The sequence below is a fragment of the Streptomyces sp. NPDC059169 genome (assembly GCF_042755225.1).
Classification (GTDB): Bacteria; Actinomycetota; Actinomycetes; order Streptomycetales; family Streptomycetaceae; genus Streptomyces.
The window spans coordinates 120,673-145,649 of sequence record NZ_JBHZCF010000007.1; the positions used below are offsets into that span (position 1 = coordinate 120,673).

Below are 24,977 nucleotides of genomic sequence, written 5' to 3' on the forward strand. Positions count from 1 at the left end.
CCGAAGGTCCTACGTGGCTTGGTCAGCAGCAGGTGTCGTCGGGGTCGCACTGCTGTGTTGCAGCGGCCTCGGTGCCCGCCGGCTTGCGGGCACGGACGATCGCGGAGTGAAGTCCGTCCGCGGCCTCCTTGGTGAACACGACCTCGGCGTCCTTCAAGCCGACGGCAGCCAGCAACTCCCGGTATTCGGAGACCGACAGGGCCCCGGCGATGCACTGGCTGTGTCCGCCGCGCTCGGCGCGCTCTTCGACGCTCAGGCGGTCCTCGGCCACGACGTCGCTGATGCCTAGGCGGCCGCCGGGCGCCAGGACGCGCGCCATTTCGGCGAACACGGCAGGCTTGTCCAGCGACAGGTTGATCACACAGTTGGAGATGATCACGTCGACGGTGTCCGCCGGCAGGGGGATGGACTCGATGGTGCCCTTGAGGAGCACGACGTTGTCCACCTCGGCGTCCTCGACGTTCCGGGCAGCCAGCGCGAGCATCTCCTCCAGGAAGTCCAGGCCGAAGACCCGGCCGTCGGGACCTACGCGGCGGGCGCTGAGGATGACGTCGAGACCACCTCCGGAGCCCAGGTCCAGAACCGTTTCTCCTTCGCGGAGTTCGGCGACCGCTGTGGGGTTGCCGCAACCGAGACTGGCCAGCAGAGCGGCGTCGGGAGCCTTGTCGGGGCCCATCTCGTCGTAGGCGGCGGGCCCGAAGGTGTTCGGATCGGGCGAGCAGCAGGCGCCGTGGGTCTCGGCTTCAGCGGCCTTGGACCGGTAGTACGCGCGGACCTCCTCCTGGAGCTTCCCCATGGCACTGGTGGTGTCAGTCATGACGAGTGTCCTCAGCGTCAGGCGCCAGCCGGTGCGAGGCGGTGCACCGGGCGCGGGTAGGAGGGCTTGAACGACACCGGAGACGTGGCCGAGGACGTGACCGACTGGGCGCGGTCGGCCGCTGCCACCGCATTCGTCACGGCGCGGTCCAGGGCGTCGGGCTCGCAGGCGATCCGGGCGTTGATGACGGCCCGGCCCGCGGTGGCCGCAGTGCCGGCGGAGCGGTCCAGCGTGGGATCCGCACCCGCCTGGGTGAGGCTGAGCTTGGCGAAGTCACCGTCGGGCAGTTCGACCGTGAGCTTGGCGTGGCCTATCACGGCCCCCTGTCTCGCGGACCAGTCGGAGAGCTCCTGCAGGACGGTGTGCGCCCACGCGGCAGCGTCGAAACCGGTTCCCGTCGAGTCCAGGCCCAGTTCCTGGTTCATCCATGCCAGCTGGGCTTCGGCGGCTGCGTACCGGTCGTAGTCGATGTCGAGCCGGACTGCTTCGTTGGTGGCCGGCGCTGCCCACGCGCGGAGCAGGGAGTCCAGATGCGCACCCGTGCCGGCGGAGTACCCGACGACGGAGGCGTTGGGGTACTGCGTGCGCAGCTGATCCAGCAGTGCCGAGGCGCGTTCAGCGGTGACGGTGTCGAGCTTGTTGACCGCGATCACGTCGGCTTCGGTGAGCTGCTGCCGGAAGAGGTAGGAAAGGTCCGATTCCGGTTCCCCGCGCCGGGAGGCGCGTTCGAAGGCGAGGTGACGCAGCGGGTCGACCACGGTTGTCAGGGGCGCGACGACCATGCGCTCCCCGTAGTACCGGCGCAGGGGGCGCACCACCGTCGCCTGTAGATCGGTACAGCTGCCGACGGCCTCGGCGATGACGGTGTCGACTCCGTCGGAGGCGACGAGCGCGACGACCGCCTCGACGAGGTCCTCGAACTTGCAGCAGAAACACCCGCCGGTGACCTCGGCGACGCTGTGGAGCTTGCTGCGCATGAGCTTCGTGTCGACCAGTTCCACCCCCTGGTCGTTGGTGATGACGGCCACCTCGCGGCCCTGCTCCTGAAGGGCGAGTGCCGTCGCGGTCATGGTGGTGGTCTTGCCCGCCCCGAGGAAACCGGTCAGGGGTATGAAGGTGATCATTTCGTCCTTCTCGTCCGTGTCGTTGTCCCGGAGGGCTCAGGTCGTGGAGCAGCAGCCGCCGCCGCCTGCTTCGCCGAGCAGTGGCAGGGCGGCGGGTCGGGCGGGGGCCACCGCGTCGCCGAATGCGGTGTGCCGGCTGAGGCCGAATGCGTCGAGCCATGCGGCTGCCCTCGGCCGCAGCTCCGGGTCGGAAAGGACCATGGACGTGGTGACGGCCCGGGGGGTGCATCCACGCAGGGCTTTGGCTTGGTGGGCACCGGCACCGAACTCGACGGTGCGCAGGCCCTCGGCGTAGGCGTCTCGGACGGGGGCGTCGAGAACGAGCGCAAAGTAGATGCCGCTCCGCTCGCCGATCTTCGCGTAGTCGAATCCGGCCCACTTGGGGAAGAGACGGTGGTTCTTGCGAATGGTGACGCAGGTGGCGACCAGCGCGTCGTCCTTGTAGCCGAGGTATGCGCGGACGTCCGCGCCCTCGTCGATCAGGGCGGAGAGGATGCCGGAGATGTGGGCCGGTTCCTCGCCCGCCCCGTTCTTTTCCCTGTTCAGGCAGGTGAGCTCGGCGATCCGTGCCACATGCGGGCGGATGTCCTCCCGGTCGGTTCGCCGGATGGTGACGCCGGCCGCCTCGGCGCGGCGGACGTCCCCCTTGATGCGCTGGCGCTTCTTGAGTGGAAGGGCGGCCAGGTGGCCCTCCCAGTCGGGAGCATCGAGGCTCATGAAGTCCTCGTAGCCCCAGAAGGTGCTGTGGCCGCCGACGCCGTCGAGCGCTGCCACGAGCGCTTCGTTGCCGCGCCTGTCAGGAATCCAGGGCGCCACGATGCAGCGGATGCCGGCATCGAATGCGGCGGGTACGAGCTCCTCTACGACAGCGCCCACCAGCGTGGGCGTCCAGAAGTTGTAGGCGATCTCGGTCCGGTACCCGAGCGGCGAGCCCAGCAGCAGTGTCGGGAAGAACGGGTCGGTTCCCAGTGCGTCGACCTCGGCGCTGCGTCCGGCATCCGTCTGCGCACCGCAGCAGACTTCCTCGCCGGTGGGCGCCCGCCACCCGAGGTACGTGCGGGGCTCGTGGTCCACCACCGGAGGCGTGGACAGGACGTAGCCCGGCAGAAGGGCGAGCTCGCCTCGAGCGCGTGTGGCCGTGGTGTGCCACGGCTGCACGTCGGGCAGGACCTTCTCCGTGGCCCTCAGCCAGCTCGGGCCGAGGTACGGCCAGGAGTCGGTGAGGCCGGCGAGCTCGCCGGCCCAGTCCATGTCCGGCAGCGCCCGGCCGGTCGAAATGACGATGCGGGGTGATCCACCCATGTCGGATTCCTTGGAGTGAGATGAGGCGGTTCAGCACTTCACGCAACAGCGGATCTTGCCCGCGTCCTCGGCGTCCGTCCGGCGCTGCTGCCACAGTTCCTCGACCCGCCTGTCGGGGTGCGTCCACTCCACCCAGAAGCCGCGGTCGACGGTGGCGATGTCCTCCATCCACGGCGAGGACAGCAGTGGCGAGCCCTTGAACAGCAGCAGGCGCGTCTGGAGCGCCGTGGGATCGGTGACGCGGGCGAGTCCCGTCTTCACCAGCCAGTCCTCGAAGCCCAGCAGCTCGTCGTACTCGATCCACGGAGTGAACGGGATGAAGGTCGGGTACAGCTCGAAGCCCATGCGTTCGGCCTCGGTGATCGCTTCCTGCATGTGGTCGACATCGATGTGCTTGTCGAAGATCCGAAGGATCCGGTTGGAGGGGAACTCCAGAGCGCAGGTGACCCGCCGCAGGCCAAGGGAGACGAGCTTCTCCAGCTCTTTGGTGTAGTCCAGGACGTGGTCGACGCGGGTGGTGACCTCGAAGGTGATCGGTCCGATCGCCTCCACCAGCCGCTCCACCACGCCGATCCCGATGGTGCGGGAGTTGAAGAACTCGGCGTCGATGAAGCAGAAGTGACGTACGCCTTCCTCGGCGAGCTGCAGTGCGTCGGTGAGCACGCTGTCGGCGTCGTACGCCGCTACGCCGCCGTCGTAGGCCCCGTACACGGAGCAGTACGTGCACTTGTGGTGGCAGCCGCGGGAGGCCTCGATGTTGCCCATGAGTCCGAACGGCGAGTGGTGGGCCGGGTAGTGCACAAGGGAAGGGAAGAGGTCGCGTGCCGGCTTGGGCACCGAAATACGGCGACGCGGTGGCTTGGGTCGCATGCCGTGACGGGTCATCAACGCCGGTACCGCTTCGAGCGACAGCGATCGGCCCGCGAGCCGCACCAGCTCTTGACCGACGAGCTCGGGCTCCTCCATGACGACGCCGTCGACGACCTCGAGGAACTCGCTATGGTTCATCTGCGCGTACTGGCCGAAGGCCACCACCGCGGTCCCGTACGCCTCGGAGAGCTGTCGGGAGAGGGCCATGCCGCGCTCCAGGCCCTCGAACTGCTGGACCGAGACCAGGGTCAGGTCGAAGGGGCCGTCGGGAACGGCGTCGGGGAGCAGATGCGCATCCCAACCGATGACTTCGGCGCCCTGGCTCTGCAGGGCAGCCGCCGCACAGGCCGACGTCAAAGGTTGGAGCTCTGCTTCGAATGCGGACGCCACGAGCACACGTGGTTGAGTCACACGTCCCCCAGGGAGTGATCAAAGTAAGAGATGTGCCGAACCAGGGCGGAGCCGGGGCATTGGTCGATGACGGCTCGGTCGACCGACGGCCGGAACCCTGCCAGCGTCAAGCGATGTATGTCAATAGATCGATGAATGGCCGAGCGGTGGCGGGTGTAAACCGGACAGCTGGATGACCGGCGCACGGTCTGTTTGGGGCGTATGTTGTTGGGCTGTCCGGGCTCGTTCGCGTGGTCCCCACGGCTCCAAATTCCCCTGGTAGAAGGGGAATGGAGTGTGAAGGCGCTGCCCGCAGCGATCAGTCCGTTGCGCGTGGATCCCGCTTGGTGTCGACGGTCGAAGCATCGGTCATCTGGGTGAAATCAATCGGCAACCTTCGATGTGATCCTGACCGGCGGTCGAGTCGTGAAGGTGCCCGTGCATGGCCGAAACTCACCCGATGGGGATGGCGTTTCCCGCGGGCTTGGTGGGCGGTGGGGCGACGGGAAGCGGTGGTCCGAGGGCGCGGATCTCGCTGTCGGGGCTACGGTGCGGCGCGAGGTCGAGGTGCGGCGCGGGTGGGACTGGGCCTCGAGGACCCGCAGATCAGGGGCCGCTGCGGTGCGTGCGACCCACGACGAGATCAGGAAGCTGGTCGAGGGCCCGGTCGATGAGATCGCGCCGCCGACCTCCGCGTGACCGTGGGGGTCAGCCTGCGGGCGGGAACAGCGACTCCTGGAGTTCCCGCAGGGCATCGGGGACGACCGAGAACCACGCCCAGGTGCCGCGCCGCTGACGCTTCAAGAGACCCGCGGTGGTCAAGATCTTCAAGTGGTGACTGACCGTGGGCTGGCTCAATGCCAGGCGGTTGGTGAGGTCGCATACGCACAGCTCGCCGTTGGGTGCCTGGCGTATGAGGTGCAGCATCTGCAGCCGCATCGGGTCTGCGACGGCCTTCAGCTTGGAGGCCATGAGCTCGACCTCCTCGGGATCGATCAACTGGCCTGCTGCGCCGGGAGTGCACGTCTCTCTGCTCGCGTCCTCAACGGGCGTGTCAGTCGAAGTGATGGCCATCCGCTCACCTTACGAAGGGCCTAGATCGCTTCGGGGGCCGTGGAATCTCCCTCGACGTGCTGTTCACCACGTGTTCACCTCGGCCGACGACCTGCGGAGGCCCGCGGTGCTCATGCCCGAGCTCGGCTGAATATCAGCGAAACGAGTCCGAGGCCCACGGCCGCCCCGAGGAGCTGGGCGCCGATGAACCCGCCCACGGAAGCGGGGGCGATGCCCGAGAAGGTGTCGGTGAACGCGCGGCCGATCGTCACCGCCGGGTTGGCGAAGGACGTCGACGAGGTGAACCAGTAGGCGGCACCGATGTAGGAAGCGACGGCGACCGGCGCGAAGCGCAGGCGGTCGGTGCGGGCCAGGCCGAAGATCAGCAGAACCAGACCGGTGGTGGCGACGACCTCACCCAGCAGGAGGGGGCCGGCCGAGCGGTCATGGGTGGACCACTTCACGAGGGGCTCACCGAACATCGCGTCCGCCAGCGCGGCACCGGCGATGGCCCCGGAGACCTGGGCGGGGATGTACGCGGCAGCTTCGCGAGCAGTGACACCGGGGCCGCCGCGCCGGGCGGTGAACCACTCGGCCAGGGTGACGGCCGGGTTGAAGTGCGCTCCGGAGACGGGACCGAGCAGTGCGATGAGTACGCCGAGGCCGAAGACGGTCGCCAAGCAGTTGGCCAGGAGCTGCAGGCCGACGTCCTTCGTGAGCTCGGTGGCCTGGATGCCGGAGCCGACGACGACCGCGACCAGGGCGGTGCTGCCCACGAATTCTGCGGCGATTCTGGAAACCAGGGGTACGCGAGGCGGGGTGCCGACCGGCGCAGGTGCGCTGATCGGCACGGCGGGCTCCGCTGCGGTCTCGGCCTCGTGGCCAGCGGCCTGGGTGGCGGTCAACAGGACTCCTCGGTGCAGTCGCGTCGGGCGACGGGAATCAGGGGCAGGACCGCTTGGTGTTCGCCTCGGCGGTAGCGCGCGCAATCTCCGCGAGGTCGGCGAACTGGCCGGCGAGTGAAGCGATGACGTCCGGGCGGAGTCGGTAGTAGGTGAACCGGCCGCACGGCTCGGTCTCCACGACTCCTGCCTCGCGCAGCACCTTCAGGTGGTTGGAGAGGTTCGTCTGCCGCGCGCCGGTCTCCTCGACCAGGTGCGTGGTGCAGAGCGTCTCCTTGGCGAGGAGGGTCACGATCTGGAGCCTGAGCGGGTCGCCCAGAACCCGAATCAGATCAGTGTCGACTGACGTCATCATGGAGTGATAATTTCACATCAGTGGCTGCTGACGCCACCAGGTGCTGATGTCATCCGTGCCTGATGTCCACCCCGTGACGTGGCACGACACCGCTCGCGAGACAAGAGAGACCTCCGATGGCCGAGAAGCCCTCCGTCCTGTTCGTCTGCGTCCACAACGCCGGCCGTTCCCAGATGGCCGCCGGGTGGCTGACCCACCTCGCCGGTGACCGCATCGAGGTACGCTCCGCGGGCTCCGCCCCGGCGGACCACGTCAACCCGGCTGCGGTCGAGGCCATGCTCGAGGCCGGCATCGACATCTCCGCCGAGACCCCCAAGATCCTGACCGTGGACGCCGTCAAGGAGTCCGACGTCTGCATCACCATGGGCTGCGGCGACACCTGCCCGGTCTTCCCCGGCAAGCGGTACCTGGACTGGCAGCTCGAGGACCCGGCGGGCCAGGGTGTCGAGGCCGTGCGTCCGATCCGCGACGAGATCAAGAAGCTCGTCGAAGGACTGATCGAGGAGCTCGCCCCGGAGAAGACCGCGTGAACTCCGGAACGGAGATGCGGGACGTCGTCCTCATCGCCTCCGGACCTGTCGGACGCACCGCCGCCCTCCACGCCACCCGGGCACAGCCCAAGGCCCTCGCGGGAAGCCGGGCACCACGGCTCCGGCCCGTCGGCGCCGGAGGGGTGCCGCGCCACCCGTGAGCTGCCGATCGTCCGGCTCGCAGCGGACGTAAGGGAGCCCCCTCGCCAGGTGCCGAGCGAAGCGATCACCGCGTGGAACGGAGTGGTCGACAAGCTGAAGACGATGGAGACCGACGCCCGCTACGACCTGAAGGCGAAGGCGGAAAAGGCGAATTGGGCGGGCGTCAATGCCACCGTCTCCAGCACGTTCATCACGAAAACGGCGGGCGAGCTTTCCGACGCGCACACGTAGGCGACGACGATCCGCAACGTACTCAAGGACACCCACGATGAACTCGTGGGTTACAAGAAGGAGCTCGATCAGGCCCTCGAGCGCGTCCGGCAGAAGAACATCACGGTGACGTCCACGGCGGAGGCGGCTTCACCGTCACGATGCTGATCCACCCCGATCGGGCCGGACGGGGCACGTCTGTTCCCGACCACTCCCAGCAGGACGTCGATCAGCTTCGCGACGACGTACAGAGGATCCTGCACCGGGCGACCGAGAGCGACAGGACCTCGTCCCGGGTCCTGAAGGCCATCGCCGACCAGGCGGAGTTCGGCTTCTCCGGCGCTGCGTACGGGGACCGCGATTCCGCGATCGATGCACTGCGCAAGGCCGAGGAGGCCGCGAAGCTCATCAAGGAGAAGGGCGACGAGATGTCGCCCGCGGAGTTCCAGAAACTCAATTCCGTGCTCGGCTCATACAAGAGTGGGCAGATCGGACGGAGGCATCGAGGAACCCGGGCGCGCGGGAACGCGGTACTCGTGCATCACCCGCCGTTTCTGCCGTGATCCTTCGCGTAGGCCCGGAAGACGTCGTGAGGGGCGCCGCCACTGTGGAGGAAGCGTTCGTCGAGGACGGTGGCGAGGTCCGCGAGGGCCGTGGTGAGCAGAGCTGCCGCGAGTCGTACTTCGGCGTTCCGGGCGCTCCTGCCGCGGTCGGCGAGTTCCATGGCGTACGCGATGTTGGCGGCCAGGGACGTCTGGTCCTGGCCTTCGTGGAAGTAGTAGGACTCGGCGTACTGGAGCAGGTCGACGGAGATCCCCGCCAACCGGTTGCCGAGGTCGTCGAGGACGCTCGCCCCCAATGAGGAGTCGAGCCTCGACCACGGATCGTCGCGCTGCAGGTCGTTGCGTTGCAGTTGGGACAGGCGGAGTGCCACGGCCCGTCTGCGGCTGAGTGCCGGGTAGATCTCGAGAATCCAGGAGACCGTCGCCGTGAGCAGTGCGAAGCCGACGAGTGCTTCCAGAGGGGCGACGATGCGCAGCCACGGTTCGGCCGGGGCGATGTCGCCGAGCCCCAGGGTCGTCACGGTGACCAGCGAGATGTAGAGCGAGTTGACGGGCCCGCCGTGCTGTGCCGGCTCCAGGCCGGTGGCGAAGGAGAAGGCACCCGGCAGGTGGGGCCAGTAGATCAGCGCCCATCCGATGACGACCGTGCCCGCCCACATGGCCACCACGGTCACCATGGCGAGCGGACCGGCCAGTCCCGCCGCCCGCTTTCGGAAGGGCAGGTGTTGGGACAGCTTCCACAGTCCGGCCATGACGTGCCGACTCAGCCCGCCGTGACGGGTCGGGTGCCACAGCGTGTGGAAGACGTCCCGCAGCGCGGCCATGGCCAGCCCGGCTCCGAGTAGTGAGACCAGCCATTTCATACGCGTCTCCCAAGGCGCGGCGCAGCCAGTGCCCAGCATGCACGCTGGGGTGCCGGGAAGGGTGTGCGGCGCGCCTCGAAGGACGCCCACGGACGGGCCGAGATCTCCGACGGTGCGTGCGACGGTGCGTGCCCGCACTGAGAGGCTAGAGGCGTGTCGTTTCTTCCTCAGCAGCCTCAACGCGTCGTGTCAGCAGGGCACATGATCGTCTGCGGCGATGACGCGCTCGCCACCCGTCTCGCCGCCGAGCTGCACGACGTGTACGGGGAGCGGGTGACGCTGCTCGTGCCCCCTTCCGGTTCTACCGCAAGCCGTCCGCCCGGCATCGCCCCGACCCGCCTGTGGCCATCAGCCCTTCTCGGACGTGTGTCGGCCGCGATCACCCAGCCCGATGACCCCGACCAGATCGGCGCGAGCGGTGAGTTCCTGCTCCCCGTACGGGAGTTGGGTGCGGACCAACCGTCGGAGGAAGCGCTGCGCGACGCCGACGTGGAACGGGCGGCAGCGCTGGCCCTCGTCTACGACGACGACGAGACGAACATTCGGGGGGCACTGACGGCCCGTCGGCTCAATCCGGGGCTCCGGCTGGTGATCCGACTCTACAACCGCAAGTTGGGCCAGCATCTGGAGGAACTGCTCGACCAGGCCGCGATGGTCGCGATGCCCGGACTGGACACCGTCGTGCTGGACGCCTCCACCACGGTGCTGTCCGACGCCGACACCGCCGCTCCGGCGCTGGCGGCGACCGCCGTCGCGGGGACGAGCAAGGTCGTCCAGGCCGACGGGCTGCTGCTGCGAGCTGCGGAGCGCACGCCACCCGGGCGTGGCGAGGTGCCCGCTCCCGGCCTGGTCACCCTGGCGCTGCTCTCGTCGACGACGAACGATCCGGCGGGGGCGGAGGGGTCGGACAGCAGCGGCACCCAAGGACCGATGCTGCTGCCCGACGACGCCACGCTCAGGGAGGCCACCGGCCGTGGGACCGTGGTGCTGGAGACCGTTTCGTACGCCGGTCCGCCGGTACCGCCACGTCAGCTGACCCGTTGGGGTGCGCCGTTGGGTGAGGTCTTCTCACGGCGACTGCGCTGGTCGCTGGCCGGTGGTGCGGCGGCGGTGCTCATGCTCGCCGTCGCCTCCTGGCTCGCCATCGGCGGCCACCCCCTGCATGCCGCGTACCTCACGTTCCTCGACCTGTTCGCGATCAACGATCCGGCGATCGGCGAATCCACCTCCCGGCAGGTGCTCCAACTCCTGACCGGGCTGGTCGGGCTGGCGTTGCTGCCGGTCGTCGTGGCCGGTGGGCTGGAGGCTCTCGGAGCCTTCCGCGGAGCCCACGCGCTGCTCCGACCGCCCCGGGGCCTGTCCGGACACGTGGTCCTGCTGGGCCTCGGCAAGGTGGGTACGCGGGTCCTGGCCCGGCTGCGGGAACTCGACATCCCGGTGGTGTGCGTGGAGGAGGACCCGGAGGCTCGCGGCATTCCGCTCGCACGGAGGCTGCGGGTGCCCGTGGTGCTGGGCGACGTCACGCAGGAGGGTGTTCTGGAAGGTGCCAAGGTGCACCGCGCTCACGCGCTGCTGGCCTTGACCAGCGCCGACACCACGAACCTGGAAGCCGCCCTGTACGCCCGTACGGTCAAGCCGGATCTCCGGGTGGCGCTGCGGCTGTACGACGATGACTTCGCCACCGCCGTCTACCGCACCCTGCGGGTCGCCCACCCCGAGGCGCTCACGCGCAGCCGTAGCGTTTCGACGCTCGCCGCACCTGCGTTCGCCGGAGCGATGATGGGGCGCCAGATCCTCGGTGCCATCCCCGTGGAACGCAAGGTCCTCCTGTTCGCCGCGATCGATGTGGCGGGTCATTCCCAGTTCGAGGGCCGTACCGTCGTGGAGGCGTTCAAACCCGGTGCGTGGCGGGTGATCGCCCTGGACACCGCGGCGCCCGCCGAACGCCGTCCCGACCTGGCAGCGACACGCTCCGACGACGAGCAGGAAACGGCCGGCCTGCTCTGGGACCTCCACCCCGGGTACGTGCTGCGGGCCGAGGACCGTGTCGTCCTCGCGGCGACCCGCCGCGGACTGGCAGAGCTCCTGGGGCGGCGGACGGTGCCCCGGCGGGACCCTCGGACGTCCTGAAGACGGCCGTCTGGAGGGGCGGCGGCGCACGGGAGCCGCCGGGTCGGCGGATGGGCGCCGAGCCGGTACGGCCCGCCCCCGGGGTGATGCGCGTGCCTGGTCGCCCGACCCACCGGGCCGGGGCACGGCAGCCACCGGGCGAGGAGGCGGTCCGGGGAGCCGACGTCACCGGGGCAACGGGCAGGGGGGCGCGCCAGGGGGCCGGCGGCCGTCGCCAGGAGGAGGGTGCAGGGGGGTGGGAGGACGCAGGAAGACGGGGGCGCAGCCGGGGCGGGGCGAAGACGGCGAAGCAGGACAAGTGCCTGGACGATTTCTTTGCACTGTGCAATGCTTTTCGGGACGGAGCCCGAACGGGGGAGGCCTCCGTCAGGGCTCCGGAGCGGGCAGGTTCAACAGCCCGGCAGGTAGCACCGATCGGAGCTCTTCACTCGGGTCGGCTTCAGGCGGGGCATTCGGGTCGCTGCCGGTGCCAACGGAGAGCCTGGAGCCGGCTTTGAGTGCGCCCTTGCCGATGCTGCTCTGCGCGGCGCGCTGCTACGGTCCGGTGTCCACCCAGGGTGCACCGCTCCTCCCCCGGTCTTTCGTCACGCGTCAGGTGCCGGGTGCTCCTCCGTCGGCCTGGACCGCGTCGGCGAGCGCCTCGGCCGCGGCTTCCGCCGCTTGCGCAGCGTCGTCGGCGGCTTGCCGGCCGGCCCTGGTGTCGGGGGACGACTCCCGGGTCGCCGGCGACTGGGGCAGTACCTCGCTGAAGGCGCGGGAAACGCCCTGGAGCGCCGAGGTGACCTCGCCGGGGATCACCCAGAAGGTGTTTCCCGTGCCCTGTGCGAGTTGGGGCAGCACCTGGAGGTACTGGTAGGCGAGCAGCTTGGGGTCGGGGTCGTTGCGGTGCACCGCCTGGAAAACCTCCTCGATCGCCCGGGACTGGCCTTCGGCCTTGAGGATCTCGGCGGTCCGGTTGCCCTCCGCCCTCAGGACGGCGGACTGCTTCTCGCCTTCCGCTGTGAGGATCTGAGCCTGGCGTTGGCCTTCGGCTCCGAGGATCGCTGCCCGCTTGTCCCGCTCGGCCCGCATCTGCTTCTCCATCGCGTCCTTGATGGACTGCGGAGGGTCGATGGCCTTGATCTCCACGCGATTGACCCTCAGCCCCCACTTGCCTGTGGCTTCGTCGAGCACGCCCCGCAGCTGGTTGTTGATGATGTCGCGCGACGTGAGGGTCTTCTCCAGATCCATCGACCCCACCACGTTCCGCAGGGTGGTGACGGTGAGCTGCTCGACCGCCTGGAGGTAGTTCGCGATCTCATAGGCGGCAGCGCGGGGGTCGGTGACCTGGAAGTACACGACCGTGTCGATCTCGACGACGAGGTTGTCTTCCGTGATGACGGGTTGCGGCTGGAAGGACACGACCTGTTCCCGGAGGTCGATCACCGGGTAGACCCGGTCGATGTAGGGGATGACGACGCTGAGTCCGGGTTGCAGCGTGCGGTGGTACCTGCCGAGTCGTTCGACGTTGCGGGCGCGTGCTTGGGGCACGATGCGTACCGCCCGCAACACGGTGAAGACCGCCAGCAGCGCGACGACCAGGCCGACGAGGAAGAGCGCCGAAGCCTCCATGATTCACTCCCGGGGGTAGACGAGTGCGGTGGCGCCGCTGATCTCCATGACGTCCACGGCCGTCCCGGGAGGGATCACCAGCGTCTCGTCATAGGCACGAGCCGTCCATTCCTCACCGCCGATGCGGACCCTGCCGTCCGCGCCCGTCACCTCGGACACCACATAGGCGGTCCTGCCGACCAGCGCGCTCACGCCGAATCGTTCCTTCTGAGGCTCGCGAATGCGGCGCAGGACGACGGGACGCAGGAACAGCACGCTGACCACGGCGACCACGGCGAACACCAGCAGCTGGACGGGCAACGGTGCTCCGAGTGCCGCGGATCCCGCCGTGACCAGGGCGGCCACGCCGAGCGTGCCCAACGCGGCGGTCAGAGTGACGATCTCCGCCAGGACCAGGACCGCAGCGATGATCAACCAGATCGCCCATAGATCCATGGGTCCCCTCCTTGCGCATGCGGGGGCACGGGACGCCGGACGCCCTCCGGCGTCGGCGGTCGGGTGGCCGGGCGTCGGCACCGGTCGCTCCCTTCCTTCTGCCTACCCCCGCCGATCAAGCGGGAATCTGACTTTTCTCATAGTTCGATGAGAATTCTCCTTTAAAGGGTGTTTTTCACTCTTGCGCTGCCGTGCAGCGCCGACGGGTCACCATGGGGCTCCGATGCCCCGCCGCGGATGTCCTCCTGTCGTGGGTGACACGGGCCTGTGTGGGTAGCCGCTAGGCAAGCCCTCATCGGACGGGCATCCGAGGGAGCAACCCGCTTCGGCCGTCACGTCGCCGACGCAGTCGGCGCCGGCCCCTGCGGCAACGCACAGGTGGAAGCCCCGGCACCACCTGACTCGGGTCGAGAACGGAACTGCCGTGGCGTCGGCGCCCATCGGCGCCGCGGTGGCCCTCCACCCCACGGAAGGCCGGCCGGGGCTGGGAGGTGTTTTTCATGGACTGGTGGAGCTGGCTGATCATCGCGGTCGCCGTGCTGGCCGCCCTCGCGTCCTCGGCGCTGGCCCTTCAGGCCCGGCGCCGTAGCGGCAATGTCATAGCCGGCGGTAGGAAGCCGCCGTCCGGCAAGAAAGGGGGGCGGACGTGAATACGTATCTGCGAGCCAGGGACATCAGCGAGGAGCCGGTGGTCACGCTCGGGGGCGAGGACGTCGCCCAGATCAAGGACGTCATCTTCGACCCGATGCACGGCAACATCATGTGCTTCACGCTCAGCGGACGGGGAATGCTCGCCGGTCCGCTGAAGAGGGCACTGCTGTGGCGGAAGGTCCACGGGCTGGGCCCGGACGCGGTGATGATCCGCGACGAGAAGGCGATGGAGGACGACGACACGGCCGCTCAGGAGTACACCCGTGCACCGGGCTCAGGAAGGATCATCGGCGCCCGCATGATGACCGAGGACGGCACCGGTCTGGGCACCGTCACCGACGTCATCATCGAAGTCGGCAAGAGCGCCCGGGTGATCGGGTACGAGGTCGACTCGGCCACGGACACGGGACGGACCGTGTTCCTTCCCGTGATCAAGCCGAAATCCGTCTCCGAGGAAATGGTGGTCGTACCGGCGTGTACGGCCGAGTTCACGGCAGGCGACGCGGCCGGTCTGCCGACCGCGGCGGACGGCTTGCGGCGACGACTCGAGGGGGAGACATGATGTTGTTCAGCAAGGCTCAGGGGCGCAGCGTGGTGGACGTCCGAAGCGCCGAGACCTTCGGGCGCGTCGTCGCCTGCTCCGTCGCACCCTCGCCGCCCCGCATCTCGGCGGTCCGCCTCAAGGCCCGTCATGGGCACAAGGCCTACGCCGTGACGTGGCGGAACATCCAGTCGTTCGGCAGGGACGCCGTCACCGTCCGCTCGGCGGAGGACCTGCTGCCGGAGGACGAGATCGATTCCCTCGCGAAGGAGCACGAGAGTCACGAGCCCTTCGCCAAGCCGGTCCTCTCCGAAAACGGCGAATGGCTGGGAACCGTCAAGGACGTCGAGTTCGACGAGGAGGACGGGCGGCTCTGCGCACTCATCACCGAGGACGGACGACTTCCTGGAGACTGCGTCCTCGGCGTCGGCAGCTACGCCGCCGTCGTCCGCCAACCGTAGCGGGCAGTCCCGTGGCGGGTTTTCTGGGCCACTGCCGGTGGGCGGCCGCCGTCCGGGCAGCCCGTCGCGCGGCTGTCCTCCGTCCGGGCCCCCGGGTTCCGGCCCGGGGCGAGGACGCGGCGGGGGTGTCACGGCAGGTCGGGGCGGCCCAGCCAGGAGGGCTTCACGGGCACGCCGTCCGCGTATCGCTCCTCTGGTGCTGGTGCTGGTGCTGGTGCTGGTGTCGGTGTCGGTGTCGGAGGAGCGTCCGCGGGCTTCGGTTCGGCCTCGCTCGTGGCTGCCCGAGACACGACCGGTGCAGCGCTGTCCTCCAGCAGCTCCGCGAGCGTGAACCGCGTGCTGTAGGACTGCCAGGCGCCGTCGACGACCAGGAGGAAACCGTCGGAGTACCGAAAGAGCCGCCGGCGCTTCGGACTCCGGGGATGCTCCGGGAAGTGCCGCCTGGCGCGCCTTTCCAGCTCCGCCAGAGCCTCTTCGCGCGCACCTTCCACGTGCGCCAACACGTAAGCCTCGGAGTGCTTTCGCTCCCCCGTGCCCACGGTCATCTCGACGATCAGTCCCCAAGTCGCCATGTCCCGCCCTCCGAGTGCAGATCACGAACAGCCTAGAAAGACCCGGAGGAGCAGGCTCCCACAAGGGGGCGCAGGGGTCCGCCGGGAGGCTCAGGCCGACGGTCTCACCGGAGTCGTCGGCGGGTGGCGACGTCGGGCGGCTCCTCGTCACTCCCGGCCGGTGCCGGAGCTGCGTACGAGGAGGCATACGGGCATCTTGCCGGGTTCCGGCAGTGTGGCCGCGTCGGGTGTGCGCCAAAGGGGCCTGTCAATGTCGCGTAAATAGCCTGTAGGGTGCCCAGCGGTGTGCCGGGAAGTCTGGTCGGCGAATTCGAGAGAGCTCTCTTTGCCGATCGGGGGACGTCCACATGGTGCTCGTTGCCGTTTTCGGGGTCGCACTGCTCATCGCCGTGCTGCTCTCCGGGCTCGCTGCCCGTACGGTGCTGTCCACTTCCCTGCTCTTCCTCCTCGGCGGCGCGCTGGTCAGTGACGGATTCCTGGGGCTGATCCACGTCACGCCGGAGAGCGGAATCGTTTCGGTCACCGCGGATCTCGCACTGTTCGCGGTGCTGTTCACGGACGGCATGCACGTGTCCTTCCCGACACTGCGGGCGAACTGGAAGAACCCCGCGCGGGCCCTGGGCCTGGGCATGCCGCTTGCCTTCGTCGGCATGGCCCTGGTGACGCACTACCTGGTGGGACTGGACTGGACGACGTCCTTCCTGGTCGGAGCCGTGCTGGCGCCCACCGACCCGGTGTTCGCCTCGGCGATCGTCGGGCGGAAGGAAGTGCCGGCCAAGCTGCGGCAGCTGCTGAACGTGGAGAGCGGCATCAACGACGGTCTCGCGCTTCCCGTCGTCCTGGTCCTCATCGCCGCGGCCGGTCCGACCGCGGGCCAGGGGGATGCGTCGTTCGGGGAGATCGCTGTGGAACTGGGGCTGGGACTGGCCTTCGGGATCCTGCTGCCGCTGTTCGTGGCCGGTCTCGTGCGTTTCCGGCTGCTGGGAGCGGAGCCCAAGCTGCAACCACTGCTGCCGCTGGCCGTCGGGATCATCCTCTACGGGCTGTGCCACCTCACCCACGCCAACCCCTACCTGGCGGCCTTCTCCGCTGGGGCGGTCCTCACCGCGGCCTCGCCGGAGGCGAAGGCGGCGTTCGAGCCGCTCGGTGAGGCACTGGCCGAGCTGGCGAAGTTCGCCGCGCTGCTGGTCTTCGGCGCGCTGCTCACCCCGCAGCTCTTCGCGGACCTCTCCCTCGGCGGATACGTCGCCGTGATCCTCGCGATCGTGCTGATCCGGCCGGCCTCCCTCCTGCTGTCGCTCGTCGGGACGCGCTTCGACCGGAGGGAAAAGCTTGTCGCGGCGTGGTTCGGCCCGAAGGGCTTCGCCTCGGTGGTGTACGGATTGCTGGTGCTGCAATCAGGAATTCCGCAGGGGCAGCAGGCCTACACGCTGATCGCGGTGTGCATCGCGGCCTCGATCATCGCCCACAGCAGCACGGACGTGCCGATCGCCCGTCTTTTCCACGTCGACGACCTGGCGGGCATCCCGGCGGACCAGGAGACGGCGGAAGCCCCCCACCGGACGGAGGCCGACCTTGCGCGATGACGAACCCGTCCCCATCCGCTCGAGATGGGGGACGATCCGCCCTGTGGACCCCCCGGGTAGTCCTGTGGTCCCGGCCCTCGCGGCCGTGGAGGACGAACGCCGTGCCGGGTCCATCGTCACGACGTCCCCCAAGGGACAACGAATCATCGGAGCATCGTGAACAACTGGCAGAGCTGGGCCGCCATCGCCGTCTTCGCCGGCACCTACGCCCTGATCATCAGCGAGAAGATCCACCGTGTGGCGGCCGCCCTCGGCGGCGCCGGACTGATGTTGGCGATCGGAGCGACGAACGACGCGTCGGCCTTCTATTCCGAGCAGAGCGGCATCGACTGGAACGTCATCTTCCTGCTGATGGGGATGATGATGATCGTCGGCGTGCTGAAGAAGACCGGCATGTTCGAGTACTTGGCCATCTGGTCCGTGAAGAGGGCGAAAGCCAAACCCTTCCGGGTGATGGTCATGTTGGTGGTGATCACGGCCGTCGCCTCAGCGCTGCTCGACAACGTCACCACCGTGCTGCTCATCGCCCCGGTGACACTGCTGGTCTGCGAGCGACTCGCGCTCCCGGTGGCGCCGTTCCTGATCGCCGAGGTGCTGGCCTCCAACATCGGCGGAACGGCCACCCTCGTCGGTGACCCTCCCAACATCATCATCGCCAGCCGGGCGGGCCTGACCTTCAACGACTTCATCGTCCACCTGGCCCCCCTGTCAGCGGTCCTGATCGTGGTCCTGGTCGCCATGTGCCGCTGGTTGTTCCGCGACGCCTTCGTGTACGACGAGGCCCGGGCGGCCGAGGTGATGGAACTGGAGGAGCGCGAGGCCATCCGTGACCCGCGGCTCCTCGTCCAGGGCCTGGTCGTCCTCGCCCTGGTCATCGCGGGGTTCGTCCTGCACCCGGTACTCCACTACGCGCCCAGCATCGTGGCACTGCTCGGCGCCGGCCTGCTGATCGCGCTGTCCACTGCGGAGACCTCGGACGTACTCGAAGAGGTCGAGTGGCCCACCCTTGCGTTCTTCGCCGGGCTGTTCATCATGATCGGCGGACTGATCGAGACCGGGGTGATCGGCGAGGTGTCCAAAGCCCTGGCCGGCGCCATCGGTGACAACGAACTCGGCGGCTCCATGCTGATGCTCGGCGCCTCCGCCGTGCTGTCCGGCGTCGTCGACAACATCCCCTACGTCGCCACGATGGCCCCCATCACCAGCGACCTCGTGCAGTCCATGGGCGGCGGCGCCGACCACGTCATGTGGTGGGCCCTGGCCCTCGGCGCCGATCTCGGGGGCAACGCCACGGCCATCGGTGCGAGCGCCAACGTCGTCGTCCTCGGCATCGCCGAGCGCAACCGCACGCCCATCTCCTTCTGGCAGTTCACGAAGTACGGACTCGTCGTCACCGCCGTCACCGTCATCATCTCGGCGGGGTACCTGTGGCTGCGCTACTTCTTCCTCGCCTGACCGTCGTGGCGGGCGTGGACCGCGGTGCTCGTGCCGGGAGCAGCCGGGCGAGGCGGAACGGCCGGACCGGCTACCGGTAGCCGAGCGTCGTCATCATCCCGGACTCCGAGTGGTAGACGTTGTGGCAGTGCAGCATCCACAGCCCCGGGTTGACCGCGTCCAGGTCCGCCACGAGCTTCTGGTGCGGCAGCACCACGGACGTGTCCTTGCGGGCGCCGAAGCAGTCGATGCCCGCAAGGCCGTAGGTGTGGCCGTGGAGATGGACGGGGTGCCACATGTCCGTGGCGTTGATGACCACCAGGCGCACGCGCTCCCCGCGCTCGACCTCGTGGATCCTGTCCGGCGAATACGGCATGTGGTCGATGCCCCAGTCGAAGTCCTTCATGCTGCCGGTCAGGGTGATCTTGAGCTGGCGGTCGGGGCGGCGTCGGTCCAGCGCCACGGACTCGTCCGGCCGAAGACTGCGGGCCGACACCAGCACGTTCCGGTGCAACTCCGCCGGACGCACGGACGGCTTCGGCACGGCGCCGCCGCCGGTGCGCAGGACGGCCAGCGCGGCCCCGCCCTTGCCCTCGGCGAGCGCGGTCAGGGGGAAGACCCCGTCCTTCACGGTGACGAGCGCGTCGTAGCGCTCGGCCATCCCCAGGAGCACCGCGTCCACCGGGTGGTGCTGTACGGGGAAGCCGTCGCTGTGGGTGATGGTGAGCCGATGGCCTCCGAGCGCCACCCGGAAAGGCGTCTCGGCCGCCGCGTTGATGATGCGCAACCGGATGCGCTCGCCCGGCCTGGCCCGGAACTGTGTGGGATCTTCCGCTGTCTTCCCGTTGACCAAGTAGTGCGGGTAGTCGACGTCCCCTGCATGACCGCCCAGCAGTCTGCTGGCGGCCCCCTTCAGCAGCCGGAATGCGCCGTCGGCGTGGTACGGCGGCGCGGACGGGTCCCGTCGGCCCGGCTCGTGGGCCCACGCCGGGCCGTATCCGGCGTCCACCCCTCCGGCGGGCCGGGACGGTCGGCTCCCCCGCGCGTGATCACGTCGTCGCCCGTCGTTGCCCGTCCCGTGCCCCATCGCCGGCCTGCCCTTGCGGAGCCGCGTGAAGACGTCCTGCGGAGCGGTGCCGTTGACCCCGTCGATCCAGTCGTCCAGGATGACGACCCACTCGCGGTCGTAGGCGAGGGGCTCGTTGCGGTCCTCCACGATCAGTGGTGCGTAGAGCCCTCGGTCGAGCTGCAGGCCGAGGTGCGGGTGGAACCAGTAGGTGCCGGGGTGCGGGACGCGGAAGCGGTACGTGAAGGACGCCCCCGCACTGATCGGCCGCTGTGTCACGTCCGGTACGCCGTCCATGTCGTTGCGCACGGCGACTCCGTGCCAGTGGACCGTGGTGGGCTCCGGCAGATGGTTGTTCAGCGTCAGTTCGACCGTGTCGCCCGTGGCGACACGGAGTTCACGACCCGGCAGGTCGCCGTCGTACGTCCACGTCCTGACGGTGTGCCCGCCGCCCAGGTCGACCGTGCTCGCGGTGGCGGTGCAGACCAGGCGCCGGGGCGAGCGATCCGTGCCCGGCGTACCTGTGGCTGCCGTCTTCCGGCCGCCCGGCGGCGGGGTGTTGCGTGCGGGAGCGGCGCCGGGGGCTCCGTCGTGGCGGCCGCCGGCGGGTGCCCCGCCGGAGCACGCGGAGAGCAGTCCCGATCCCGCGGCGGTGATCCCGGCGCAGAGTACGGCGCGCCGGGAGTGGGACGGCTGACTCGATGATTCTTGCCCGTACATGGCCATCCGGTTCGGTCGAGGGTGCGCCCACCCGCCGGGAGTGACCCCGGATGGTCTGGACGCAGGGACATGAGCAAGCCGATGTGCAGGCACGGCCTTGCCTTTGCTCCGCGGGGTCACTGGCAGCGGGGACCGGTGGCGCTCCGGCCGGCGTCCACAGGTGCAGTCGGCCGCCTCCGGACGTGTCCCCTGTGGCTGGCTGGGAGGAGCTCGAGTGCGCGCGCCAGGAGCCGGTCGTGAGGCGAATGCACCGAGCGTGGTCCGCATCTCGGCCCGAGCCGCCTGCACCTCGGAAGAATTGCATAGTGCAAAGGAAGGTTCCAGGAGCCGAGCACACTTCGCGGAACGTGTCGTGGGCCTGCCGGGGCTTCGTAGCCGTGTCGACTCGTGCGCGGCGCCGGCCCGCTCCTCGCGGGGACGGGGCGAACGCACACGCAGCGCCGCGTGGTGCTCGTGCCCCGAAGATGCTCCCGCGCGTCGGGGCGGGTGCTCGAAATGACGTTCCGACCGGGCCGCTCGCCCACGTCCATGGCCTACCGATGCCCCGGGGCTCGCCGCACCGCACTGTCCGGCGACCACAGCGACGGGACTGAGCGCCCGGCGGGGTGCGGCCGTATGGATCGTGTCAAGGCCACGCGGCGAGCCGGACGATGGTCGACGCTGTAAGCAGGGACCGTCCGAGCGGACGGGCCGTCGTGAGAGACAAGGAGTCGGCCGTGCGTGCACGAGACCTGGCGGTGGAGTACGAATCGGTGAGCGTCGGCAGTGACGCGCTGGAGGCTGCCCGACTCATGGCCGGGCACAAGCTCCCCGGCCTCCTGGTGCTGGACGAGCGCGGAGAGCCCAAGGCGATCCTGCCGGCCTCACAGATGGTCAGGGCTCTGGTGCCCGAGTACGTGATCGAGGACCCCACGCTCGCCGCGGTGGTCGACGAGAAGCACGCCGATCTGCTGTGTCAGGCCCTGACCGGACGCACCGTCGGGGACTGCCTCCCGGGCACCACGTCCCCGCCGCCCCTGGCCGAACCCGACGACACCGCACTCGAGGTGGCGGCCCTCATGGCCCGGGTCCGGAGCCCCCTCGTGGCGGTCGCGGAACGGACCGAGGACGGCACCCGGCTGCTGGGCGTGATCACCGCCGCCCACCTGCTGAACGAGCTGTTCGGAGCCGCGGAAGGCCCTGCCGGGAAGCCACGGTCCTGACGACCGGACGAGCCCGTTCCTCCGGGGCGGGCACGGAATCCCCGTGGTCCGGCCGGCCACGGGCGATCGCACGTGCGAGCACCTGGAAATCGGCGTCGGCGGCACGCCCGCGCTGCTTCGACGGCGCGGCGGTCCGTGTCACCGCCCGGGAAGGCCGGCCCCCTGTACGACGGCAGTGCGCTGGTAGATGTCGGGGGTGCCGTCGCCGTCCTCGTCGCGGGTCTCTTCCTCGTACAGCCGGCGGTAGACGCCGTTGCGGCGTCTGATCAGCACGGCGGCCAGCGCTGCTGCGATCAGCGACCCGATGAGGACGGCGGCCTTGATGTGCTCGGCGGCGGCGGGGTCGGGGAAGGCCAGCTCCCCGATCAGGAGGGCGACGGTGAAGCCGATCCCGGCCAGTACGGCGAGCGCCAGGACATCCGCCCACGCCAGCTCCGGGTTGAGGCGGGCCCGGGTGAAGCGTGCGGCGAGATAGGTGCCCGCGAAGATGCCCACGGTCTTGCCGACGATCAGGCCCAGCACCACGCCGAGCGGCTCCGGCCGGCTGAACACGTCGCCCAGCGAGGCGAGGGAGACGCCGACACCGGCGGCGAAGAGGGCGAACAGCGGCACCGCCACCCCGGCGGACACCGGGTGGAGCAGGTGGGACGTCCGCTCGGCGGGTGAGGAGTCCTCTCCCTTGTCGCGGGTGGTGCGCAGGATCAGGCCCATCGCCACTCCGGCGACCGTCGCGTGGACGCCGCCGTTGTACGCGAGCGCCCAGATCGCCACGCCGAGCGGCACGTACCACCACCAGCCGCGCACGCGGAGCCGCTGGAGGACGTAGAAGAGGACCAGCCCGGCCAGTGCTCCGCCGAGGGCCGGGAAATTGAGATCACCGGTGAAGAAGACCGCGATGATGAGGATCGCGCCGAGGTCGTCGACGACGGCGAGGGTCAGCAGGAACGCCCGGAGGGCGGAGGGAAGGTGGGTGCTCAGGACGGCCAGGACCGCGAGGGCGAACGCGATGTCCGTGGCCATGGGCACCGCCCACCCGTCGGCCGACCCGCCCCCGACCGTCGTGGCGGCCACATAGACCAAGGCGGGCACCACCATGCCGCCGATCGCGGCGACGACGGGGAGCGCCGCGGTTGCGGGTGTCTTCAGCTCGCCGACGACCAGCTCGCGCTTGAGCTCGATGCCCGCCACGAGGAAGAAGATCGTCAACAGTCCGTCGGCCGTCCAGTGCTCGACCGACAGGTCCAGCCCCAGGGCGGATATCCCGAAGTGGTGGTCACGGACCTGTTCGTAGACGCCGCTCCAGGGGGAGTTCGCCCAGAGGAGGGCCACCAGGGCGGCTGCCAGCAGTATGAGACCACCGATGGTCTCGGTCCGCAGGGCATTGGCCACGGCGTTGCGTTCCGGTAGGGGCAGTACGCCGAGGAACGGGGAGCGCTGACGCGGGGCGTCTGACATGGGAGGGGCCTTCCGGACCGTCGATGAGGCGGGCACACGTCGCCCTCGGACCGCCGACCAGACTTCCCGGCACACCCATACGCGTCTCTTGACGCTTTCTTTACACTCTATCGGCCCGCTCCCGGAGCTGCCAGGAGGGGCTTCACCTGCTGCGACGGGAGGGAGCCCGCATACGCGATGTGCTGGCGTATGCGGACTCCCTCCCTTCCCGGCGGCACCCTCGTGCGAGTCGTGCCGCAGGGCCGGTCAGACGGCGGTCTTCGCCGGCTCCTGGTCCTCGTCGGACGGGTCCGGCTCGCCGGCCTTGCGGGCGCGGACGAACTCGAGGAACGAGTTCAACTCGCGCTTGACGATGGGGGCGAGGAGGTACAGACCGATGATGTTGATGACGGCGAGCATGAAGAGGACTGCGTCCGCCATGTCGATCAGGGTCTGCAGCGTGAGCAGCGAGCCCGCGACCGCGAACAGCGTGTAGATGACCTTGAACGTCAGCTCGCTGACCTTGCTGCGGCCGAACAGGTACGTCCACGCCTTCAGGCAGTAGTAGCCCCAGGTCAGCACGGTCGAGATGGCGAACAGCATCACCGCGACGGTGAGGACGTACGGGAACCACGGAAGCACGGTGCCGAAGGCGTCGGAGGTGATCGTGACACCGCCGATGGACTCGCCCGCGCGGGCCTCGGCCCAGCTCGCCGGATTGGCGATCACGATCGTGAGGGCGGTCATGGTGCAGATGAGCACCGTGTCGATGAACGGCTCGAGCAGGGCGACCAGGCCCTCACTGGCGGGGTGCTTGGTCTTCACCGCGGAGTGGGCGATGGGGGCGGAGCCGAGACCCGCCTCGTTGGAGAAGGCGGCCCGCTTGAAGCCGATGATCAGCGCACCCAGCACACCGCCGGCCACGCCCTCCGGTGCGAAGGCGCCGCTGATGATCGTGGCGACGGCATCGGGCACCTCGGTGACGTTCACCAGGATGACGACCAGGCAGGCGGCGATGTAGATCGCGGCCATGGACGGGACCAGCCTGCTGGTGACGTTGGCGATGGAGCGGATTCCGCCCAGCAGGACGATGCCGACGATCGCGGCGATCAGGATGCCGAAGAAGAGCGCACCCGCGGAGGAGCCCAGCATCCCGGACTCGCCGCCGGAGACGGAGACGAGCTGCGCGTAGCTCTGGTTGACCTGGAAGAGGTTGCCGCCGAAGAGGCCGAAGAAGAGGACCATCGCGGAGGCGAGGACCGCGAGCACCTTGCCGAGCGTCTTGCCGTTCTTGCCGAAGCGGTCGGCGAGGCCCTTCGGCAGGTAGTGCATCGGGCCGCCGGAGACCGTTCCGTCGGCGTGCACCTCGCGGTACTTCACACCGAGCGTGACCTCGACGAACTTCGTGGCCATGCCCAGCAGGCCGCAGAGGATCATCCAGAACGTCGCGCCGGGTCCACCGATGGAGACGGCGACGGCGACGCCGGCGATGTTGCCGAGGCCGACGGTGCCGGAGACGGCGGCGGTCAGGGCCTGGAAGTGGTTGACCTCACCGGTCGAGCCCTTCTCGTCGTACTTGCCGCGCACCACGTTCACAGCGAGCCGGAACTTGCGTATCTGCACCAGCCCGAACCAGCTGCTGAAGACCAGGCCGGCGACGACGAGCCAGGCGACGATGAGGGGGAGCTCTGTCCCGCCCACGGGAACGGAGTAGAAGACGACTTCTCCGAGCCACTTGGCGATGGGTTCGAAGAGTCCGCTGACGGCTTCGTCGACGGATCGGGTGACGGAGTCGAGTGACACTGTTGCTACCTCAATGGCGCGGGGGAACCGGCGCCTCGGATTGCGCCGGGTGTGCGGTCTTTTGGGCGAACGCTGCCGTCCGATCGGCGCCCCTGGGTGGTGGCCCGTGGACTCGGACCGTCCACCTGGTCGTGCTGCCGGTGAGGGCCGGCACTCCACAGCCCGCCGAGATTGTGGGGGCGGTTGTGGA

25 protein-coding genes are annotated in these 24,977 nt (G+C 69.2%); 11 read left to right on the plus strand and 14 right to left on the minus strand.

From position 1 onward, the window contains the following. Positions 1-22 precede the first annotated feature (22 nt). The 7 genes from ACFXOM_RS15330 to ACFXOM_RS15360 form a co-directional block, all read right to left on the minus strand. Complete coding sequence (locus tag ACFXOM_RS15330; RefSeq protein WP_385038116.1) at positions 23-817, minus strand: methyltransferase domain-containing protein; 795 nt, start codon at positions 815-817, stop codon at positions 23-25. A gap of 17 nt (positions 818-834) precedes the next feature. Beyond that, the gene (locus ACFXOM_RS15335) at positions 835-1,941 is read right to left on the minus strand and encodes a GTP-binding protein (protein ID WP_385038119.1); all 1,107 of its coding nucleotides are present in this window, start codon (positions 1,939-1,941) and stop codon (positions 835-837) included. Positions 1,942-1,977: 36 nt separating this feature from the next. Beyond that, positions 1,978-3,243 (minus strand): GNAT family N-acetyltransferase, encoded by a 1,266-nt coding sequence (locus tag ACFXOM_RS15340; RefSeq protein ID WP_384944012.1) that lies wholly within the window; start codon positions 3,241-3,243, stop codon positions 1,978-1,980. Between the two features lie 30 nt (positions 3,244-3,273). Then, on the minus strand, positions 3,274-4,524 hold the full coding sequence (locus tag ACFXOM_RS15345) for an RCCLKC-tail radical SAM protein (protein WP_385038122.1): 1,251 nt from the start codon (positions 4,522-4,524) through the stop codon (positions 3,274-3,276). A 687-nt stretch (positions 4,525-5,211) separates the two neighbouring features. Further along, positions 5,212-5,577, minus strand: coding sequence for an ArsR/SmtB family transcription factor (locus tag ACFXOM_RS15350; protein WP_384929551.1), 366 nt, complete (start codon positions 5,575-5,577; stop codon positions 5,212-5,214). A gap of 110 nt (positions 5,578-5,687) precedes the next feature. After that, positions 5,688-6,461, minus strand: a complete 774-nt coding sequence (locus ACFXOM_RS15355) for an aquaporin (RefSeq protein ID WP_384929548.1) — start codon at positions 6,459-6,461, stop codon at positions 5,688-5,690. A gap of 37 nt (positions 6,462-6,498) precedes the next feature. Beyond that, positions 6,499-6,813, minus strand: coding sequence for an ArsR/SmtB family transcription factor (locus tag ACFXOM_RS15360; RefSeq protein WP_385038124.1), 315 nt, complete (start codon positions 6,811-6,813; stop codon positions 6,499-6,501). Between the two features lie 116 nt (positions 6,814-6,929). Here ACFXOM_RS15360 and ACFXOM_RS15365 point away from each other — a divergent pair, with 116 nt between their 5' ends. The 4 genes from ACFXOM_RS15365 to ACFXOM_RS15380 all read left to right on the plus strand — a co-directional run bounded on the left by ACFXOM_RS15365 (position 6,930) and on the right by ACFXOM_RS15380 (position 8,278). Then, positions 6,930-7,343 carry an arsenate reductase ArsC gene (locus ACFXOM_RS15365; RefSeq protein WP_384944020.1) on the plus strand — a complete coding sequence of 138 codons (414 nt, stop codon included), beginning with the start codon at positions 6,930-6,932 and terminating at the stop codon, positions 7,341-7,343. Further along, positions 7,340-7,504 carry a hypothetical protein gene (locus ACFXOM_RS15370; RefSeq protein ID WP_384929540.1) on the plus strand — a complete coding sequence of 55 codons (165 nt, stop codon included), beginning with the start codon at positions 7,340-7,342 and terminating at the stop codon, positions 7,502-7,504. The genes ACFXOM_RS15365 and ACFXOM_RS15370 overlap by 4 nt, the downstream gene beginning before the upstream one ends. A 49-nt stretch (positions 7,505-7,553) precedes the next feature. Further along, entirely contained in the window at positions 7,554-7,736 is a 183-nt protein-coding gene (locus tag ACFXOM_RS15375) for a hypothetical protein (RefSeq protein ID WP_384929537.1), read from the plus strand. A 140-nt stretch (positions 7,737-7,876) separates the two neighbouring features. After that, entirely contained in the window at positions 7,877-8,278 is a 402-nt protein-coding gene (locus ACFXOM_RS15380) for a hypothetical protein (protein ID WP_384929534.1), read from the plus strand. Here the strand turns inward: ACFXOM_RS15380 and ACFXOM_RS15385 are convergent. Further along, entirely contained in the window at positions 8,257-9,141 is an 885-nt protein-coding gene (locus ACFXOM_RS15385; RefSeq protein WP_385038126.1) for a potassium channel family protein, read from the minus strand. The two genes, ACFXOM_RS15380 and ACFXOM_RS15385, sit on opposite strands and share 22 nt — an antisense overlap. Positions 9,142-9,342: 201 nt before the next feature. Between ACFXOM_RS15385 and ACFXOM_RS15390 the strand changes: the two genes are divergently transcribed. Beyond that, entirely contained in the window at positions 9,343-11,271 is a 1,929-nt protein-coding gene (locus tag ACFXOM_RS15390; RefSeq protein WP_384929701.1) for an NAD-binding protein, read from the plus strand. A gap of 591 nt (positions 11,272-11,862) precedes the next feature. Here the strand turns inward: ACFXOM_RS15390 and ACFXOM_RS15395 are convergent. Both ACFXOM_RS15395 and ACFXOM_RS15400 read right to left on the minus strand, forming a co-directional pair. Continuing rightward, positions 11,863-12,882, minus strand: a complete 1,020-nt coding sequence (locus tag ACFXOM_RS15395; RefSeq protein WP_384929529.1) for an SPFH domain-containing protein — start codon at positions 12,880-12,882, stop codon at positions 11,863-11,865. 3 nt (positions 12,883-12,885) lie between these two features. Further along, positions 12,886-13,317 carry an NfeD family protein gene (locus tag ACFXOM_RS15400; RefSeq protein WP_384929526.1) on the minus strand — a complete coding sequence of 144 codons (432 nt, stop codon included), beginning with the start codon at positions 13,315-13,317 and terminating at the stop codon, positions 12,886-12,888. 500 nt (positions 13,318-13,817) lie between these two features. Here ACFXOM_RS15400 and ACFXOM_RS15405 point away from each other — a divergent pair, with 500 nt between their 5' ends. Genes ACFXOM_RS15405 through ACFXOM_RS15415 form a run of 3 tightly spaced genes read left to right on the plus strand, consistent with a single transcriptional unit; the run spans position 13,818 to position 14,970 of the window. Beyond that, positions 13,818-13,967: a hypothetical protein gene (locus ACFXOM_RS15405; protein ID WP_384929523.1), complete on the plus strand. Its 150-nt coding sequence runs from the start codon at positions 13,818-13,820 to the stop codon at positions 13,965-13,967. Beyond that, on the plus strand, positions 13,964-14,530 hold the full coding sequence (locus tag ACFXOM_RS15410) for a PRC-barrel domain-containing protein (protein ID WP_384929520.1): 567 nt from the start codon (positions 13,964-13,966) through the stop codon (positions 14,528-14,530). The genes ACFXOM_RS15405 and ACFXOM_RS15410 overlap by 4 nt, the downstream gene beginning before the upstream one ends. Continuing rightward, entirely contained in the window at positions 14,527-14,970 is a 444-nt protein-coding gene (locus ACFXOM_RS15415; protein ID WP_384929517.1) for a PRC-barrel domain-containing protein, read from the plus strand. The genes ACFXOM_RS15410 and ACFXOM_RS15415 overlap by 4 nt, the downstream gene beginning before the upstream one ends. A 128-nt stretch (positions 14,971-15,098) precedes the next feature. Here ACFXOM_RS15415 and ACFXOM_RS15420 read toward each other — a convergent pair whose 3' ends face one another. Then, positions 15,099-15,542 (minus strand): hypothetical protein, encoded by a 444-nt coding sequence (locus ACFXOM_RS15420; protein WP_385038128.1) that lies wholly within the window; start codon positions 15,540-15,542, stop codon positions 15,099-15,101. Between the two features lie 347 nt (positions 15,543-15,889). On the opposite strand from ACFXOM_RS15420, the gene ACFXOM_RS15425 reads away from it, so the two are divergent. Next, a complete protein-coding gene (locus ACFXOM_RS15425) occupies positions 15,890-17,128 on the plus strand; it encodes a cation:proton antiporter (protein ID WP_384929511.1) in 1,239 nt (412 codons plus the stop codon). A 156-nt stretch (positions 17,129-17,284) separates the two neighbouring features. Continuing rightward, positions 17,285-18,583: an SLC13 family permease gene (locus tag ACFXOM_RS15430; RefSeq protein ID WP_384929508.1), complete on the plus strand. Its 1,299-nt coding sequence runs from the start codon at positions 17,285-17,287 to the stop codon at positions 18,581-18,583. 70 nt (positions 18,584-18,653) lie between these two features. Here ACFXOM_RS15430 and ACFXOM_RS15435 read toward each other — a convergent pair whose 3' ends face one another. After that, positions 18,654-20,348, minus strand: a complete 1,695-nt coding sequence (locus tag ACFXOM_RS15435) for a multicopper oxidase family protein (RefSeq protein ID WP_385038131.1) — start codon at positions 20,346-20,348, stop codon at positions 18,654-18,656. A gap of 716 nt (positions 20,349-21,064) precedes the next feature. Between ACFXOM_RS15435 and ACFXOM_RS15440 the strand changes: the two genes are divergently transcribed. Then, positions 21,065-21,550 carry a CBS domain-containing protein gene (locus ACFXOM_RS15440; RefSeq protein ID WP_384929502.1) on the plus strand — a complete coding sequence of 162 codons (486 nt, stop codon included), beginning with the start codon at positions 21,065-21,067 and terminating at the stop codon, positions 21,548-21,550. 138 nt (positions 21,551-21,688) lie between these two features. Here ACFXOM_RS15440 and nhaA read toward each other — a convergent pair whose 3' ends face one another. Continuing rightward, on the minus strand, positions 21,689-23,005 hold the full coding sequence (gene nhaA, locus ACFXOM_RS15445) for a Na+/H+ antiporter NhaA (RefSeq protein WP_384929499.1): 1,317 nt from the start codon (positions 23,003-23,005) through the stop codon (positions 21,689-21,691). A 246-nt stretch (positions 23,006-23,251) separates the two neighbouring features. After that, positions 23,252-24,787 (minus strand): alanine/glycine:cation symporter family protein, encoded by a 1,536-nt coding sequence (locus ACFXOM_RS15450; RefSeq protein WP_384929496.1) that lies wholly within the window; start codon positions 24,785-24,787, stop codon positions 23,252-23,254. Positions 24,788-24,977: the final 190 nt, after the last annotated feature.